Below are 12,604 nucleotides of genomic sequence, written 5' to 3'. Positions count from 1 at the left end.
CTGTTGAGTCTGGTTTAATCAGCCCGTTTTCGCCGCCGTTGTACCCGATGTACTTCATACCAGCCTGCTTCGTGGTACTTGACAACAATAGTTTTGGGCGTAAAGGTAATGAGAAAGATGTCGAGAAAAATCAAACCGGGCGATCGCCGTTGTTTGACCCGCTCCATTGTGATGTCTTCTTGAGTATGAGGGCGAAAGATCAGTTCAAAGGCCTCCATATACGCTTGAGGAATGGCAACAACAATCTCCCACAGCACCCGCAGCCAATCTTTCAAGGCTCCTAGAGTTGTCTTGCTATGCGGCAACAATAAGGCGACACAAAACCCAATGATAATGTTTGCCACACTCAAATTAGCTGTGAGCAGAAACCAAATGATCAGCCGCAGCATTACATTAAGCGATCCAATCATGCCATCACCATCCAAAACAATAGAACTAACATCAAACTCATGACTCCCACTAGATGATCAAATTGCTCTAATAGTCGCGGCAGTTTGAAAACGGTTTGACGAAAGACCAGAAAGTAGGCCAGCCAACCGAGCGCGATCGTTGCCAAAGGTTTAATGACATTGGTAAGACTATAAGCCTCGTAGTACACGACATTCGCTAAAACCAGTCCCCCAATTAATAAAATCACGGCTGCCCAAAACCCAGGCTGGATGTCTTTGACTTGTTCGGGTTGGCTTTGTCGAGGCAAAAAGATGAATTTGGCAAACACGATAGCCGTTCCAAAGGCTGCGATATTCATGCCGATCGCTTGCCAGGGTAATAAACTTTTCATCGTCAACACTTTTGCCCCAAAGCCCGACAAAAGTGGAAAGCCTGAAATTGAGAAGCTGGCAACTACGAGCGCAATCCAGATCGGGGTATGAATCGGCTGATGCTGTAATTCTTTGAGGTTGCGACTGGGCAACACGCCTGCGATTAGAAACAGTGCTGATTTAACTAATCCATGTGTCAGCGCATAGAATCCCCCAACTTCGGGAGCCGCTAAAATAAAGCCCAACTGCGAAACGGTGGAAAATGCCAGCATTCGCTTGGTGTCTTTTTCAAAAACAGCATACCCAACACCTAGTAGCGCCGTCCCCACCCCAAACAGCCGAATCAGCGGATCAACTTCTTCTACCAAAAGGGCACAACGAACGAGCGGTAAGACTCCTGCTTTGACGACCACACCTGACAGCATCGCCGAAACGGGTGTTTCTGATTCAGAGTGAGTCAACGGCAGCCACAGCCCCGATACAAAGATGCCTCCTTTGACTAAAAGCCCCAGAAAGATCAGAGCAAGGGCTTCTGGGGGTGCCTCGCGCAATCCGGTAAACGCAAAGGAATGGCTGGCTTGATAAACCAATCCTGCGCCAACCAGATAAAACAACATCGCCACATTGCTGGTAAAGAGATAGCGCAGCGCAACCCAGATTGATCGATCCGATCGAGGATAAGCAATCAATGAGAATGCTGCAATACTAATAACTTCTAAAGCCACATACAAACTAATGAAATCTGTAGAAGCAAACGCAGCGTTGACGCTACCGTGCAGAATGATCAGTTGCATATAAAAGAATGCAGTCTTATCACTATGCCAACAATAGAGAATGACGGCGGCTGTCACCAGTGCATTCGTCAAAATAAAGAAGCTGCTTAATTGATCGACCAATAACGTAACGCCAAAGCTGTCGAGTAATTTCAGCGTCAGTGGAGGGTTGTTAAACGCTAGCAATGCAAAACTAATCGAGGCGATCGCCACTGCCAATGAAATGTAGCGATCGAACCGAGGGAGCATATAGCTAATGAACCCTACAAAAAACGGTAGAGCAATCCAAACCAGGGTGAGGGTGTTCATGGGGCGTTATTTCGCTCGATTTCGCGGGTTTCTAAAGTCGGATTGTCTCGTGCCAGTTTCATTACACCAACCAGCATCAGGGCTTGAATCGAAAAGCCGATCACGATCGCTGTCAAAATGACAGCTTGGGGAACCGGATCAGCATAATTTCCTTTGTGATCGCCTGTGAGAATGGGCGTAAGCAAGCCGCCCCGCGATGCAATCAGCACATAATAGGCAATCACTCCCGTACTCATGACATCCATTGAGATGATTTTCATCACAAGATTTTTCTTAAAAAGAATGCCAAAAAAACCGCACATTACGGTCGCAAATACACACGCTTCTAACACAAAGATTGCCTGGTAAGTAAAGGGTTGTCTTAAAGAATGGATGTCAGGATCGGCTGTCTAATTGAGTCGATCGCATTGGTTTCCATTAAGCGGAACCTCGAAGAATCCGATCGCAGTCCATTGATGTTGCAAAGAGTCAACCCAAATCTGATTGGTAAGCATCAAGGTAATGAAGTAGACGACTAGAGTTCTTGAAAACTCAATACCCTAAAACAGGTAATTGCACTAGCAGCGACTGCTCAAAAGGATTGACAGCAGCCGAGAAACACACGCTTTTAGCGAACACACTAAGTCTTAATCAAATCCCCACAGCATCTTTTTCTAATGCCCGATCGCGCGAATGCATGACAGACAAGAAGGCTCAAAACGTCCTAATGCGTCTTTGAGGATTAGAAAAAAATGAATACAGGTCATTGACTATCCAAGGTACTACAAAGTCGTAACCTAACTTCGAGAAGCATCTATTGAGAATTCCTTGCTTATCGATAGAAGTCTTTCGTAGGATTGATTGATACAGCAGATTATGAGGATGGGATTTTGTGAATTCTGAGTCCCGGAGAGACGCAAGCATCTATTCTGTGATTGTAAAAACTAACTTTTTATAGCTAAATGATGGTCAAAGAGATACGCTGCGCCTGACTGAGATGAGTATCAGTTCAGAGTGTAATCAAACTTACATTTTTGTATCCAACTTTAGAGATCGTTCTGTATGCAGTTGAAGCAGATAGCTGTTTCAGAGCTTAGTTGTGAGCTTCTGCACTCGCTCTACTCAAAGAACAGAATGCGATTTTTTTACTGCCTGAGTAAACGATCACCGCATTCAGAAGATAGTCGCCTCTAGGGTCAATGGGCAATGCGTTGAGAAATTAATCAGTCTCTAGCGACCCAATTCGTGAGATTATGCAACTAGAAAGCCTTTGAAACCAGCGCGATCGCAACCCGCAGCCTGCCATGAGCGACAACGACACCATTTTTGGCAAGATTATTCGTAAAGAGATCCCTGCCGACATTGTTTATGAAGATAATCTCGCCCTTGCCTTCCGCGATGTCAATCCTCAAGCGCCCGTTCATATTTTGGTGATTCCCAAACAAGCGATCGCCAAACTTTCGGATGCTGAATCTCAAGACCATGCTCTAATGGGGCACTTACTCCTAACCGCCAAACGAGTTGCCCAACAGGTTGGACTGACCAACGGCTACCGAGTCGTCATCAACACAGGCGAAGACGGCGGCCAAACGGTGTATCATCTTCACCTCCACATTCTCGGCGGAAGACCAATGGAATGGCCCCCCGGTTAAGCAATGATCTCCGCACCAAAAGGCACACACCACACTATTTTGTAAAAAAGGAATAAAGCCAGTTCCCGCTTTATTTCATCCCTCCTCCCTCCTCACAAAGCGGATTACCCAAAAAGGGGAACAGATCATTGAGGTTCTCCCTCATCCCTCTCAAGATCCCCCACCCTACGCTAAGATCAACAAGAATTTGGAGGAACGCAAACGGTTTACACACGCCCCCTCGCTCGTCTCATTGAGCAACTTCAGCACCTCCCTGGTGTTGGCCCCAAAACAGCCCAACGGTTAGCTCTCCACATCCTCAAGCGCCCCGAAGAAGAAGCAAAAGCGCTGGCAATGGCGATCGTTGAGGCCAAGCTGCAAGTGGGCTTCTGTTCAGTTTGTTTTCACCTATCAGCCGAGCCAGTTTGTGATATTTGTCGCGCTGCTAATCGAGATAGTGCAACGATTTGTGTGGTTGCGGACTCTAGAGATGTGATCGCGCTAGAAAAAACTCGTGAATATCGAGGCAAATATCATGTGTTGGGTGGGCTGATCTCCCCGATCGACGGCATCGGCCCCGAACAGCTACACATTCAACAGCTAGTCCGTCGCGTTAGTCAACAAAAAATTGGAGAAGTCATTCTCGCGATCAGTCCCAGTGTCGAAGGAGAAACCACCACGCTCTACGTCGGACACCTGCTCAAACCCTTCACTCGCGTTACTCGCATTGCTTTTGGGCTACCGATGGGTGGTGATCTAGAATACGCTGACGAAGTGACCCTGGCCCGCGCTCTAGAGGGCAGAAGAGATCTCGATTAAGACTCTGGCGATCGGATGTGAATTCAATACCCCAAGCGTCGCCTCCCCTACTCAACTCAAAACTTTGAGCCAAATACTCGACATCACAGTTCGTCAGAATGGGGATTTATGGGGCTGAAGGACTGGATGACGACGCAGAGAGCCTGATCGAATTCGCATTAAGACAAGCAGCGAAAAGGCTCGATCGACTTCATACCCAATCGGATAAAACTTGGGTCTTTTCCAGATTTACTTCAACTTTTGCTTAATGAAGGCTAAAATCTGCCCCTGCTGTTTCCTGAGCGCATCGATTTCAGCTTGCATCTTGGCAATCTTGGCGTTTAGCGCTTGGATGTCACCGCTGGCGGCCGCTCCACCTCCCGAAGCCACCGGAGCCGCAGCAGGGCGACGTTTTGCCTTTGACATCGCCATCTTGATCGCGTCGATCAAAATCTTTTGATCAAACGGCTTTTGCACAAACTCAAAGTATTCAAACGGCTCTTGCAGCTTCTCGGTCACTTCTTCTTTGCGACCGGACATCAGCACCAGCGGAATGCTCTGTAGCTCTGGCTGAGTCTGAATTTGCTGAAACACTTCCCAACCGCTCATTCGAGGCAGCAGAAAATCTAGCATGATCAGATTGGGACGCTCTTGACGAATCAGGTTGATCCCCTGAACCCCGTCTTTGGCTTCCATAACTTCAAAATTGCCTTTGGGCAACATATCGCGAACCATATTCCGGATCACGGCGCTGTCATCAATGACTACGATTTTGTGACTTGCCACAACTGAACTCCTGTAGAAGCGACTGCAAAAAACAATTAGGTGTGACGGGTTACGGCAGATTTGACGGCCGCTTGATCCGGTTGGAGGACGAAACCCTGATAAAAGTGAAATAAGCGCGGTGGACTGCGAAAGCGATCGCGGTAGGTTTGACAAACCCTCAATTAAAATCAAAGGCAGGGCAAAACGACCTGAATCGCATCAACTAGTGTACCCCTCTGACCAAAAAGTGCGCGTGTATGCTGCGAAAAGGGAAAATGTGGATATTCAATATTTCTAGCACTAAACTCACAAAGTACACCAAATCGCGACCTAGTGTTCTCCCTTTTATGGCTTCCAACCCCCATCCTGCAATTCTTCCAGCATCATCTGCACAAAAGTTAGAGCTTGCTAACCTGCCTGAGTGGTTGCGACGACCGATCGGCAAAGCCAGCGAAATTTCAACTGTGCAGCGCATCATCAAGCAGCGTCAGATCCATACGATTTGTGAAGAGGGTCGGTGTCCCAATCGAGGCGAGTGCTATGCCCAAAAGACAGCGACCTTTCTCTTGATGGGGCCAATTTGTACTCGTGCCTGTGGCTTTTGTCAGGTGGACAAGGGTCACACTCCGATGCCGCTCGACTTAGACGAACCTCAGAAAGTGGCAGAATCCGTTCGCTTGTTAGGACTGCGATATGTGGTGCTGACTTCGGTGGCGCGAGACGATTTGCCCGATCAGGGAGCAGGCTGGTTTGCTCAGACGATCGCTCACATTCGACAAGTCAATCCCACGACTGAGGTAGAGGTGCTGACTCCTGATTTTTGGGGCGGACGAGAAGCGGGCTGCACGTCTGAAGATCTCCAATCTCAGCGAGTTTCTACCATTGTTGCCCTTCAGCCTGCCTGCTACAACCACAATATCGAGACGGTAAGACGCTTACAAAATCCGGTACGACGGGGGGCAAAGTACGATCGCTCTCTCAGAGTCCTTCAAATTGTCAAAGCGATCGAGTCCACCCTTCCCACCAAATCCGGTCTGATGTTGGGTCACGGTGAGACCGAAGCAGAAGTGATCGAAACGCTAAAGGATTTGAGAGCGATAAACTGCGATCGTCTGACGATCGGGCAATATATGCGTCCCTCGCTGGCTCATCTCCCCGTCCAAAAATACTGGCATCCTGATGAATTTGAGCGTCTAGGTGCGATCGCCCGTGATCTAGGATTTTCTCATGTGCGATCGGCTCCCCTGGTTCGGAGTTCTTATCATGCAGGCGAAGAGGGATGAGAGATCCGAGGAATTTAAGTTTTGATTAAGCTAAACTCCTTTGTCCCACATCTCACACTTGGCTCTGTACTCTTTACGCTCCCTGCTTAACCGAAATTTACCTCAAAAATGCCCTTGTTTTGGTATCCCTAGAGATGGTCACTAAATATGGAGAACCCTTTATGACAGCAAAGAGCGCTTCTGGTGCAACGATTAAGACGAGCAAACCTCCCTATCCGTTTCGCACGTTTTGGGCCCTGGTGCTTTTAGTGGGCAACTTTGTGGTTGCAGCTTACTACTTTGGGATTCTCAAGTAGGCACTAGGCGGGGAGCGATCCCCACACTGTTCTAATTCGATCGAATCCGATCGCTCATCTTCCCCCTGGTTTTTTCTCAAATGGCGAGACGAAATCGGGGGGAAATTGTTTTGAGAATCACTCTGAGATGATCGCCGCCCTCAAGCTTTGGCAAAATTCTTCGATCGCCCTCAGTCCCTCGGCTGGAGTCCCCTCTGATAATCGCTTTACAAAGGCACTGCCGACAATGACTGCATCAGATCCCCATTCCATAACCTGGTGTGCCTGGTCGGGCTGAGAAATGCCAAATCCAACCCCGATCGGCTTGTCGGTCACCTGACGCAGTTCTAGCAATAAATCTTTGACTCGCGTTTGCATCTGACTTCGCATTCCCGTTACGCCCGTCGTGCTGACCAGATAGACAAAACCTTGAGACTGTTGGGCGATCGCCGCAATCCGTTCTTGAGGGCTGGTGGGGGCGACCAAAAGAATGACTTCAATCCCGTGAGCGATTGCAGGTTTTAGCAGGCTGTCTGCTTCCTCCAGGGGTAAATCTGGCACAACCAGCCCTTTGACTCCCACTGCGGATAAATCCTGAAGAAAGCGATCGATGCCTCGATTCAAAATTGGGTTGTAGTAGGTGAAGAGGATCAGGGGCGCACGAATCGTTGGCGCAACGTTTTTGACCATGGCCAACACGTCATCCAGTCGGGTGCCTCGCTCTAATGCTCTAGTAGCGGCAGCCTGAATGACGGGCCCATCCGCCAAGGGATCAGAGTAAGGAACGCCCAACTCAATCAAATCAGCCCCACACCGATCGAGAATCCTTAATGCTTTGGCCGTCGTTTCTAAATCGGGATCACCCGCCGTAATAAAGGGAATAAGCGCACACTGGGCCCGATCTCGCAGACGATCGAAGCATTGAGAAACTGAAGTCATTGCTGTCCTTAAACCCAATTTGTTTAGGACTAGTTTAGGACGAATAGGGAAGGCTCTCAATTAGTGCTTTGCTTTTTTCTGCCCTTTGCCTGCCTGGTTTTCTTGCTCAATTTCTGCCTGAAGTTTTTCTAACTCTTCGGGGGTGAGTTCTTCGAGACGCTTTTGCAAGACGGCTTCTTTGTAGTCCTGTAGCTGCTGATTGTAGGTCATATTTTGTGACAAAACCCGCGTCAGGTAAGTCACAACCCAAACGATAATTGCCCCGACCAACAGCACCTGGCTCCAAATTCCGGCGCTCATGCTGTCGAGTCCGATCGTTTCTAGCAGCAGATAGGCCAGTCCTCCTACCAAAAACACGCCTAACGTGATCCCGACTACATCAATTCGTCGCATTGTCAACCCAAATAATAGCTACTCGATTCGGATGAAGGATCGCTCAAAGCGTTTCAACAAGTTTATCCCTCATCCCTCATCCTTCATCCCTACATCTAGGCCGAAATCGTTCTCCGCTTGGGTCTAAAGTTCAAAAATGGACTCAGCACCAACAAGCCCGGAAAGAAAAAGAAGACCAGAAAGTACATAAAGCCGCGCTCAAAGGAGGGTGCGACGTACCAACGAGCCTGAAGGTAAAAGAAAATAGCAAGGGGGACGGCGACTAGATAAGCTCCACCTAGAGCCAAGTATAAAAGTGCAACTTCCATGCTTTTACGACGGTAAGAAGGGGTATAACCCACCTATACTACCGTTTTTCAACCAGAGGAAAGCTTTTCTGCAATCGCGTTTTCTAAGGTGAACGATTGAGTAAGGGAGCGAGTTGAGGCTGACAAATGGTGTTCGCTTCGCAAGTGCGATCGGTAACGCGACTCAAAGAATGAAGTCTGCCGCATAGACCAATTCAGGGCTTTGTAGTTCGCGACGGTTGATTTTGCTCTCGTTGCTGCGATTTTAACTCTCAGGCAAAAAGTTTTGTGGGTTAACTCGGCGATCGAGTTCTCTAAGCTTTTCCTAAACCTTGAGAAATCTCAAAACAACGTTGATAAGTGACCCATTTAATGATGCAATAAACAAGGTAGATTGGCAGAGGTGCGGTTTCGAGTTGTGTGGCCGCAGTTAATTCTCTGGGGGCATGGCGGAATGGTAGACGCTACGGACTTAAAATCCGTTGACTGAAAAGTCGTGAGGGTTCAAGTCCCTCTGCCCCCATCTTCAACTTGATGCTGTCGGTTATCTGTTAGCTCAGTCCTCTATCAGTTATTTATAGAATTTTTGGCCGCTAACCTCCATTTTGCGTTCATTCATTGGTACACTTGAACTCAAATTGTAGGATTTGACTCAGTGTGTGCTGCAAAACTTTGGCAATCATTAGGAACTAGATATTCTTTGAGCTATAACTTAAAAAGCTCTGTAGATCTCCGGATATTACTAGCTGGTGATAGAGATCACCAAAATTAACTGGCGTGATCACATTTCTGCAAGCTTTTTTGCCAGCTAGGGAAATATGTGAACAGCGCATACTGCTCAGTATTGAGTCAGCCGATCGCCGATTGACGGTCGATGTTTCTCTAATTGGGCGGTCACAATGTGGATTAATTGACTCCAAAAGTAAGCATTGTGAATTTCGCCAAAATTAGTGATTGCATCCATACCATCACTTGAGCGATACTCTCTCATCAAGAGCAAGAACGCCTCATCTATCTGGTGTTGGTTTATATGAATGGAGTTCCGGGTACGGGTCGCAGATACCTTAGATCAAAACTGCACAATGTGCAATCGTCACCCGATCATCTGATCCACTCATCTTTGGGAACCCTGAGTCATGGAGCGATCGGAGAAATACTGATGGATGGACATCAGAATGAGCAACCAGACAGAGTTTCCCGTTCGGGACGAAATATTCAACTGGCACAAGAAACCATTTATCGCTTTCTTTTGGATGTCGTCAGAAAATGGCCGCCCGAAGAAGTGTTGCTGGAGTTCAAACGATTATTTCTCTATCACGTCGATTCAGTCAGTTCGGGGGCGGTTCATGCGGTTTATGAGATTGTTTTTAACAACGATGAAGAAGAGTTTAGAAATACTCTAAAACGGTCTTGTTATATTCTGGTTAACAACTGGGATGCCAGCAGAAACTTTAAACCCATTCAAGATCTGGTTTATGTTTTTCAAGATAATGCGCTTGATCTACACACGATTTCTCCGACTTTAAAGCGTCTAAGGCAGTGGATTGAGAACTTTAGAAACAGTAAAGATTACGAAGATCTAAAACTTTTTGCGTCCCGCTATGAAGAGCAGCAAATCGGCCCCTGGAGTAGTCGATATACGTCTTATTTGTTGGTGCCACAATATGTAGATTTAGGAAATCCGATCGAGCAGCGAGAAGCCGCTAGAGCCTTATCAAAACAGCTTAAAGATCGATTTAAGTTTGACCTTGCAATGTATATCGCCAAATCACAGATTATTTCTTCACCTGAGCGATTACCCAAAAACCCGACGGCTTTGGGCGACAATGTGCTGCGGTTGATCAAAACGATCGTCGCCAAACGCGGCCCTTTTAGTTATGCTAATCTCGCAAATATTTACCTAAATCAAGTTCAGCAACTCAGCTACAGAGACTTTAAGCAAAGCTTGAAAAAGTATCTGATCTTTTCGGTTGATAACAACAAATTCTCAGAAACGTTGCAGGCAAAACTGTCGGACAAGATGGCGCTTCTTTATGGAGATTACGACGACGATTTAGTGAATGATGCACTAATTTTGCGAACTTGTAATCGAGTGATTGAATATCTGACTACCGAAAATCGTAACGATCCGTCTGCGCTGTTTGTCCTCCTACTGTCACAGGGCAATCCGATGACGCTGGTTATTGTGTTGCTCAAGCTAATTTTGATTTGCAAAAATGCTCGTACTCATCTAGAAGCACAAATTGCTGAACTAATTCGCTACTACGAAAAGTGTCCCGAAGAAGACTGCTGGTGGGTTGTCAACTTTCTAGAAATCTTCAATGTTACGTTTGCAATCTATGCCGAAAACGTGCAGTATAACCTGATCAAAATGGATGAGAATCTACCTCCTCCGGACTTGACTCCACAACAGATTGATCTCGATGAATATCGCATTTTCTCTCAGCTTAAATATGACTACAGACTGGAGCCTGCGGAGATTTTGGAAATAGATCAATCGTTTGAGATCGAAGAAGATATTGAGTGAAGGTTGACGAAGTTGAAGGTCGGTTTGAGCCAGCTTTGGAAATTTTACAATCGTTTTTGCTCCTACCTTTCGCGCCGATCGTCCAGGCTGATCAATCCGGCTCCTGCCGCTTCGGCTAACGTGTTGACCAACCGATAAAGCGCCACAACGCTAATCAAATCACCCGGAGAAAACGACTTTTGCAAAAGAGCAATCGCCACCGCTTCAAATACGCCAATTCCTCCCGGCAATCCTGGTGTAATAAATCCCAACAGCCACGCGATCGAGAATGCGCCTAAAAGCGTGGGAACCTGATTGAGAGAGATGACTTGAATCGCCAGGAACACAAACACAAATCCGATGCCCCGCAGTCCCAAAAAGCCCAGTTCTCCAAGCAGCGATCGCCAGGGATAGCGTTTCAGTTTGAGGGCAGACGTGGCAGGAGAGTGGGTAGCTTTTTGTTTGAGTCGAGTCAGGTGAGCGATCGCCGGGTTTAGACAGCGCGGATGAAGGCTAACTAATACGAGAATTAGACCGACGATCGACCCCTGACGTAGCCAATCCTGCTCGATCTGCTGAAGACTAAACAAAGCAATTAATAGAGCCGCTGCCACCATGAGCAAGGGTTCTAATAGAATGCTTAGCGTTGCGGCTTTGAGCGGAATGTTAGCTTTGGTAGCAGCCGAGATGCGCCCATAAAAGTGCCACAGATTTCCGGGCAAGTATTTAGCAATGTTGGTTTTAAGGTAAACCTGAACCCCCCAAACTCCGGTCACCTTCTGATCTAGGGACTGTAGAATCCAACTCCAGACCCAACCCGCCCAAATGTGAGCTAAGAGCGTAATTCCCAGGGCGATCGTCAGACAGGCAAACCCTACTGAATCAATTCGCAAGTTCGCCACTTCTTGCCAATGAGTGGTGAGTGTTTTGGCTAAGAAAAACAGGACGGCTCCCAAAATCAGCCAACGTAGGAAGGGTTTAGAGCGTGTCCAGAAGATTTTCATAAACAAGTGCAATGGGCTGACTCAGTTTAATGTACGTCTTCTATCGCTCAATGGAGAATTGGGGAGCGGCTGCAATCTCTCTACGGTAAGAGAAGAATTAGCGCCAATTTGCCGAAAATGTGACTTGCGTTAGAGGTTGTTGTTCACTTGAGTTCTGTAGTGTTGATAGGCGGATTCGGGTAACAGGAGAATTAAAAGTTTAAGTTGGGTTTAAGGCTTCTATAAGCAAGGCTAAATTTGGTGAATTTGAGGCTTTAAACCTATAAGAATCGTATAGAAACTGATTGGATTCTCCTGTAAGATTTGACACAAGAAGGAGCACGGAATGAAGCGACCAACTTTCTCTTTTAAAGAGGTACGAATCAAGCAGATCCTGATGGTTTTTTTAGCAGGATTTGTTCTTTTACTAACGACTGCCTGTAGCGATGCAAATTTGCAAGGCTCTCGTCCTGACAATACGCCTGTCCAGATTGGTGGCAACAATAACCCTCACAAAATGGGTGGCGAAGGCTCCGAGTCAGAAATGACGGCTGACCCCAAAATCACAGGTCGGTCAAATGTCAAAAGACAGGCTCAGTCCTCGCTTGCTCTGAAGCAGGTTGCTGACAATTCAATCAAAAGCAACGCCTCTGATCTCAATTATCGAGGGTCTAACAACACTGAAACTGACCGTCCCGATATTGGCGCAAAGCAACAGAAGTCCTTGCCAAGCTTGCCCCTACAAAAGCAGCCTGTTATCGATCGCAGTGACCCCGATGCCAAGATTTTAGAGCGTGTGGGTGAAGCGTTCAAAGATGCAAGTTCTTTTGTCAAAGATACGGCTGACTCTGCATCGGCCCGTCCAGAAGCAAAGGCAAATCCCGCGATCGGGCAGTAGTCAAGATTTAGTCAAAAATTGCGA

General features: G+C 47.2%; 16 protein-coding genes, 1 tRNA gene and 1 pseudogene. 8 read left to right on the top strand and 10 right to left on the bottom strand.

Translation table 11 applies throughout. From position 1 onward, the window contains the following. Nucleotides 1-14: 14 nt before the first annotated feature. The 3 genes from ACJ2PR_RS04710 to ACJ2PR_RS04700 are packed head-to-tail and all read right to left on the bottom strand — an operon-like array spanning nucleotide 15 to nucleotide 2,175. The gene (locus ACJ2PR_RS04710) at nucleotides 15-410 is read right to left on the bottom strand and encodes a Na+/H+ antiporter subunit E (RefSeq protein ID WP_446857120.1); all 396 of its coding nucleotides are present in this window, start codon (nucleotides 408-410) and stop codon (nucleotides 15-17) included. Then, the gene (locus ACJ2PR_RS04705) at nucleotides 407-1,843 is read right to left on the bottom strand and encodes a cation:proton antiporter (protein ID WP_446876128.1); all 1,437 of its coding nucleotides are present in this window, start codon (nucleotides 1,841-1,843) and stop codon (nucleotides 407-409) included. The genes ACJ2PR_RS04710 and ACJ2PR_RS04705 overlap by 4 nt, the downstream gene beginning before the upstream one ends. Next, nucleotides 1,840-2,175 (bottom strand): cation:proton antiporter subunit C, encoded by a 336-nt coding sequence (locus ACJ2PR_RS04700; protein WP_446876127.1) that lies wholly within the window; start codon nucleotides 2,173-2,175, stop codon nucleotides 1,840-1,842. The genes ACJ2PR_RS04705 and ACJ2PR_RS04700 overlap by 4 nt, the downstream gene beginning before the upstream one ends. 36 nt (nucleotides 2,176-2,211) lie before the next feature. Here ACJ2PR_RS04700 and ACJ2PR_RS04695 point away from each other — a divergent pair, with 36 nt between their 5' ends. The 3 genes and pseudogenes from ACJ2PR_RS04695 to recR form a co-directional block, all read left to right on the top strand. Further along, on the top strand, nucleotides 2,212-2,361 hold the full coding sequence (locus tag ACJ2PR_RS04695) for a hypothetical protein (RefSeq protein WP_446876125.1): 150 nt from the start codon (nucleotides 2,212-2,214) through the stop codon (nucleotides 2,359-2,361). A gap of 765 nt (nucleotides 2,362-3,126) precedes the next feature. Beyond that, a complete protein-coding gene (locus tag ACJ2PR_RS04690) occupies nucleotides 3,127-3,474 on the top strand; it encodes a histidine triad nucleotide-binding protein (RefSeq protein ID WP_446857123.1) in 348 nt (115 codons plus the stop codon). Nucleotides 3,475-3,690: 216 nt separating this feature from the next. After that, nucleotides 3,691-4,272: pseudogene (recR, locus tag ACJ2PR_RS04685) on the top strand (recombination mediator RecR); the annotation flags it as partial. 228 nt (nucleotides 4,273-4,500) lie between these two features. Here the strand turns inward: recR and ACJ2PR_RS04680 are convergent. Together ACJ2PR_RS04680 and ACJ2PR_RS04675 are read right to left on the bottom strand one after the other, a co-directional pair. Beyond that, complete coding sequence (locus ACJ2PR_RS04680; RefSeq protein ID WP_446857124.1) at nucleotides 4,501-5,037, bottom strand: response regulator; 537 nt, start codon at nucleotides 5,035-5,037, stop codon at nucleotides 4,501-4,503. Between the two features lie 35 nt (nucleotides 5,038-5,072). Next, complete coding sequence (locus ACJ2PR_RS04675; RefSeq protein ID WP_446876123.1) at nucleotides 5,073-5,198, bottom strand: hypothetical protein; 126 nt, start codon at nucleotides 5,196-5,198, stop codon at nucleotides 5,073-5,075. 165 nt (nucleotides 5,199-5,363) lie between these two features. Between ACJ2PR_RS04675 and lipA the strand changes: the two genes are divergently transcribed. Further along, nucleotides 5,364-6,299 carry a lipoyl synthase gene (gene lipA / locus ACJ2PR_RS04670; RefSeq protein ID WP_446876122.1) on the top strand — a complete coding sequence of 312 codons (936 nt, stop codon included), beginning with the start codon at nucleotides 5,364-5,366 and terminating at the stop codon, nucleotides 6,297-6,299. 161 nt (nucleotides 6,300-6,460) lie between these two features. Further along, on the top strand, nucleotides 6,461-6,595 hold the full coding sequence (psaX, locus tag ACJ2PR_RS04665; RefSeq protein ID WP_446857126.1) for a photosystem I protein PsaX: 135 nt from the start codon (nucleotides 6,461-6,463) through the stop codon (nucleotides 6,593-6,595). 117 nt (nucleotides 6,596-6,712) lie between these two features. On the opposite strand, the gene trpA is transcribed toward psaX, so the two are convergent. From trpA to ndhL, 3 genes are all read right to left on the bottom strand, one after another. Beyond that, on the bottom strand, nucleotides 6,713-7,513 hold the full coding sequence (gene trpA / locus ACJ2PR_RS04660; protein WP_446876121.1) for a tryptophan synthase subunit alpha: 801 nt from the start codon (nucleotides 7,511-7,513) through the stop codon (nucleotides 6,713-6,715). A gap of 60 nt (nucleotides 7,514-7,573) precedes the next feature. After that, on the bottom strand, nucleotides 7,574-7,906 hold the full coding sequence (locus ACJ2PR_RS04655) for a DUF3007 family protein (protein WP_446857128.1): 333 nt from the start codon (nucleotides 7,904-7,906) through the stop codon (nucleotides 7,574-7,576). A gap of 95 nt (nucleotides 7,907-8,001) precedes the next feature. Then, nucleotides 8,002-8,214 carry an NAD(P)H-quinone oxidoreductase subunit L gene (ndhL, locus tag ACJ2PR_RS04650; protein ID WP_446857129.1) on the bottom strand — a complete coding sequence of 71 codons (213 nt, stop codon included), beginning with the start codon at nucleotides 8,212-8,214 and terminating at the stop codon, nucleotides 8,002-8,004. Nucleotides 8,215-8,633: 419 nt separating this feature from the next. Between ndhL and ACJ2PR_RS04645 the strand changes: the two genes are divergently transcribed. Continuing rightward, a tRNA-Leu gene (locus ACJ2PR_RS04645) sits at nucleotides 8,634-8,716 on the top strand. A gap of 315 nt (nucleotides 8,717-9,031) precedes the next feature. Here the strand turns inward: ACJ2PR_RS04645 and ACJ2PR_RS04640 are convergent. Beyond that, nucleotides 9,032-9,157 carry a hypothetical protein gene (locus tag ACJ2PR_RS04640; RefSeq protein WP_446857130.1) on the bottom strand — a complete coding sequence of 42 codons (126 nt, stop codon included), beginning with the start codon at nucleotides 9,155-9,157 and terminating at the stop codon, nucleotides 9,032-9,034. A 66-nt stretch (nucleotides 9,158-9,223) separates the two neighbouring features. Here ACJ2PR_RS04640 and ACJ2PR_RS04635 point away from each other — a divergent pair, with 66 nt between their 5' ends. Next, on the top strand, nucleotides 9,224-10,720 hold the full coding sequence (locus ACJ2PR_RS04635; RefSeq protein ID WP_446876119.1) for a hypothetical protein: 1,497 nt from the start codon (nucleotides 9,224-9,226) through the stop codon (nucleotides 10,718-10,720). A 62-nt stretch (nucleotides 10,721-10,782) separates the two neighbouring features. Here ACJ2PR_RS04635 and ACJ2PR_RS04630 read toward each other — a convergent pair whose 3' ends face one another. After that, on the bottom strand, nucleotides 10,783-11,703 hold the full coding sequence (locus ACJ2PR_RS04630) for a lysylphosphatidylglycerol synthase domain-containing protein (protein WP_446876117.1): 921 nt from the start codon (nucleotides 11,701-11,703) through the stop codon (nucleotides 10,783-10,785). 325 nt (nucleotides 11,704-12,028) lie between these two features. Here ACJ2PR_RS04630 and ACJ2PR_RS04625 point away from each other — a divergent pair, with 325 nt between their 5' ends. Further along, nucleotides 12,029-12,580, top strand: coding sequence for a DUF6658 family protein (locus ACJ2PR_RS04625; RefSeq protein ID WP_446876116.1), 552 nt, complete (start codon nucleotides 12,029-12,031; stop codon nucleotides 12,578-12,580). The last annotated feature ends 24 nt before the right edge of the window (nucleotides 12,581-12,604 follow it).

Source organism: Phormidesmis sp. 146-33 (assembly GCF_052939515.1).
Note: the sequence above shows the minus strand (reverse complement) of the source record. Positions and strands in the feature narration are given on the sequence as shown.

Excerpts from the sequence above, each read along its gene's own strand:
- ACJ2PR_RS04710 (WP_446857120.1), bottom strand. The coding sequence starts at position 410 with ATGATTGGATCGCTTAATGTAATGCTGCGGCTGATCATTTGGTTTCTG.
- ACJ2PR_RS04705 (WP_446876128.1), bottom strand. The coding sequence starts at position 1,843 with ATGAACACCCTCACCCTGGTTTGGATTGCTCTACCGTTTTTTGTAGGG.
- ACJ2PR_RS04695 (WP_446876125.1), top strand. The coding sequence starts at position 2,212 with ATGGATGTCAGGATCGGCTGTCTAATTGAGTCGATCGCATTGGTTTCC.
- ACJ2PR_RS04690 (WP_446857123.1), top strand. The coding sequence starts at position 3,127 with ATGAGCGACAACGACACCATTTTTGGCAAGATTATTCGTAAAGAGATC.
- lipA (WP_446876122.1), top strand. The coding sequence starts at position 5,364 with ATGGCTTCCAACCCCCATCCTGCAATTCTTCCAGCATCATCTGCACAA.
- psaX (WP_446857126.1), top strand. The coding sequence starts at position 6,461 with ATGACAGCAAAGAGCGCTTCTGGTGCAACGATTAAGACGAGCAAACCT.
- trpA (WP_446876121.1), bottom strand. The coding sequence starts at position 7,513 with ATGACTTCAGTTTCTCAATGCTTCGATCGTCTGCGAGATCGGGCCCAG.
- ACJ2PR_RS04655 (WP_446857128.1), bottom strand. The coding sequence starts at position 7,906 with ATGCGACGAATTGATGTAGTCGGGATCACGTTAGGCGTGTTTTTGGTA.
- ndhL (WP_446857129.1), bottom strand. The coding sequence starts at position 8,214 with ATGGAAGTTGCACTTTTATACTTGGCTCTAGGTGGAGCTTATCTAGTC.
- ACJ2PR_RS04640 (WP_446857130.1), bottom strand. The coding sequence starts at position 9,157 with ATGGATGCAATCACTAATTTTGGCGAAATTCACAATGCTTACTTTTGG.
- ACJ2PR_RS04635 (WP_446876119.1), top strand. The coding sequence starts at position 9,224 with ATGAATGGAGTTCCGGGTACGGGTCGCAGATACCTTAGATCAAAACTG.
- ACJ2PR_RS04630 (WP_446876117.1), bottom strand. The coding sequence starts at position 11,703 with ATGAAAATCTTCTGGACACGCTCTAAACCCTTCCTACGTTGGCTGATT.
- ACJ2PR_RS04625 (WP_446876116.1), top strand. The coding sequence starts at position 12,029 with ATGAAGCGACCAACTTTCTCTTTTAAAGAGGTACGAATCAAGCAGATC.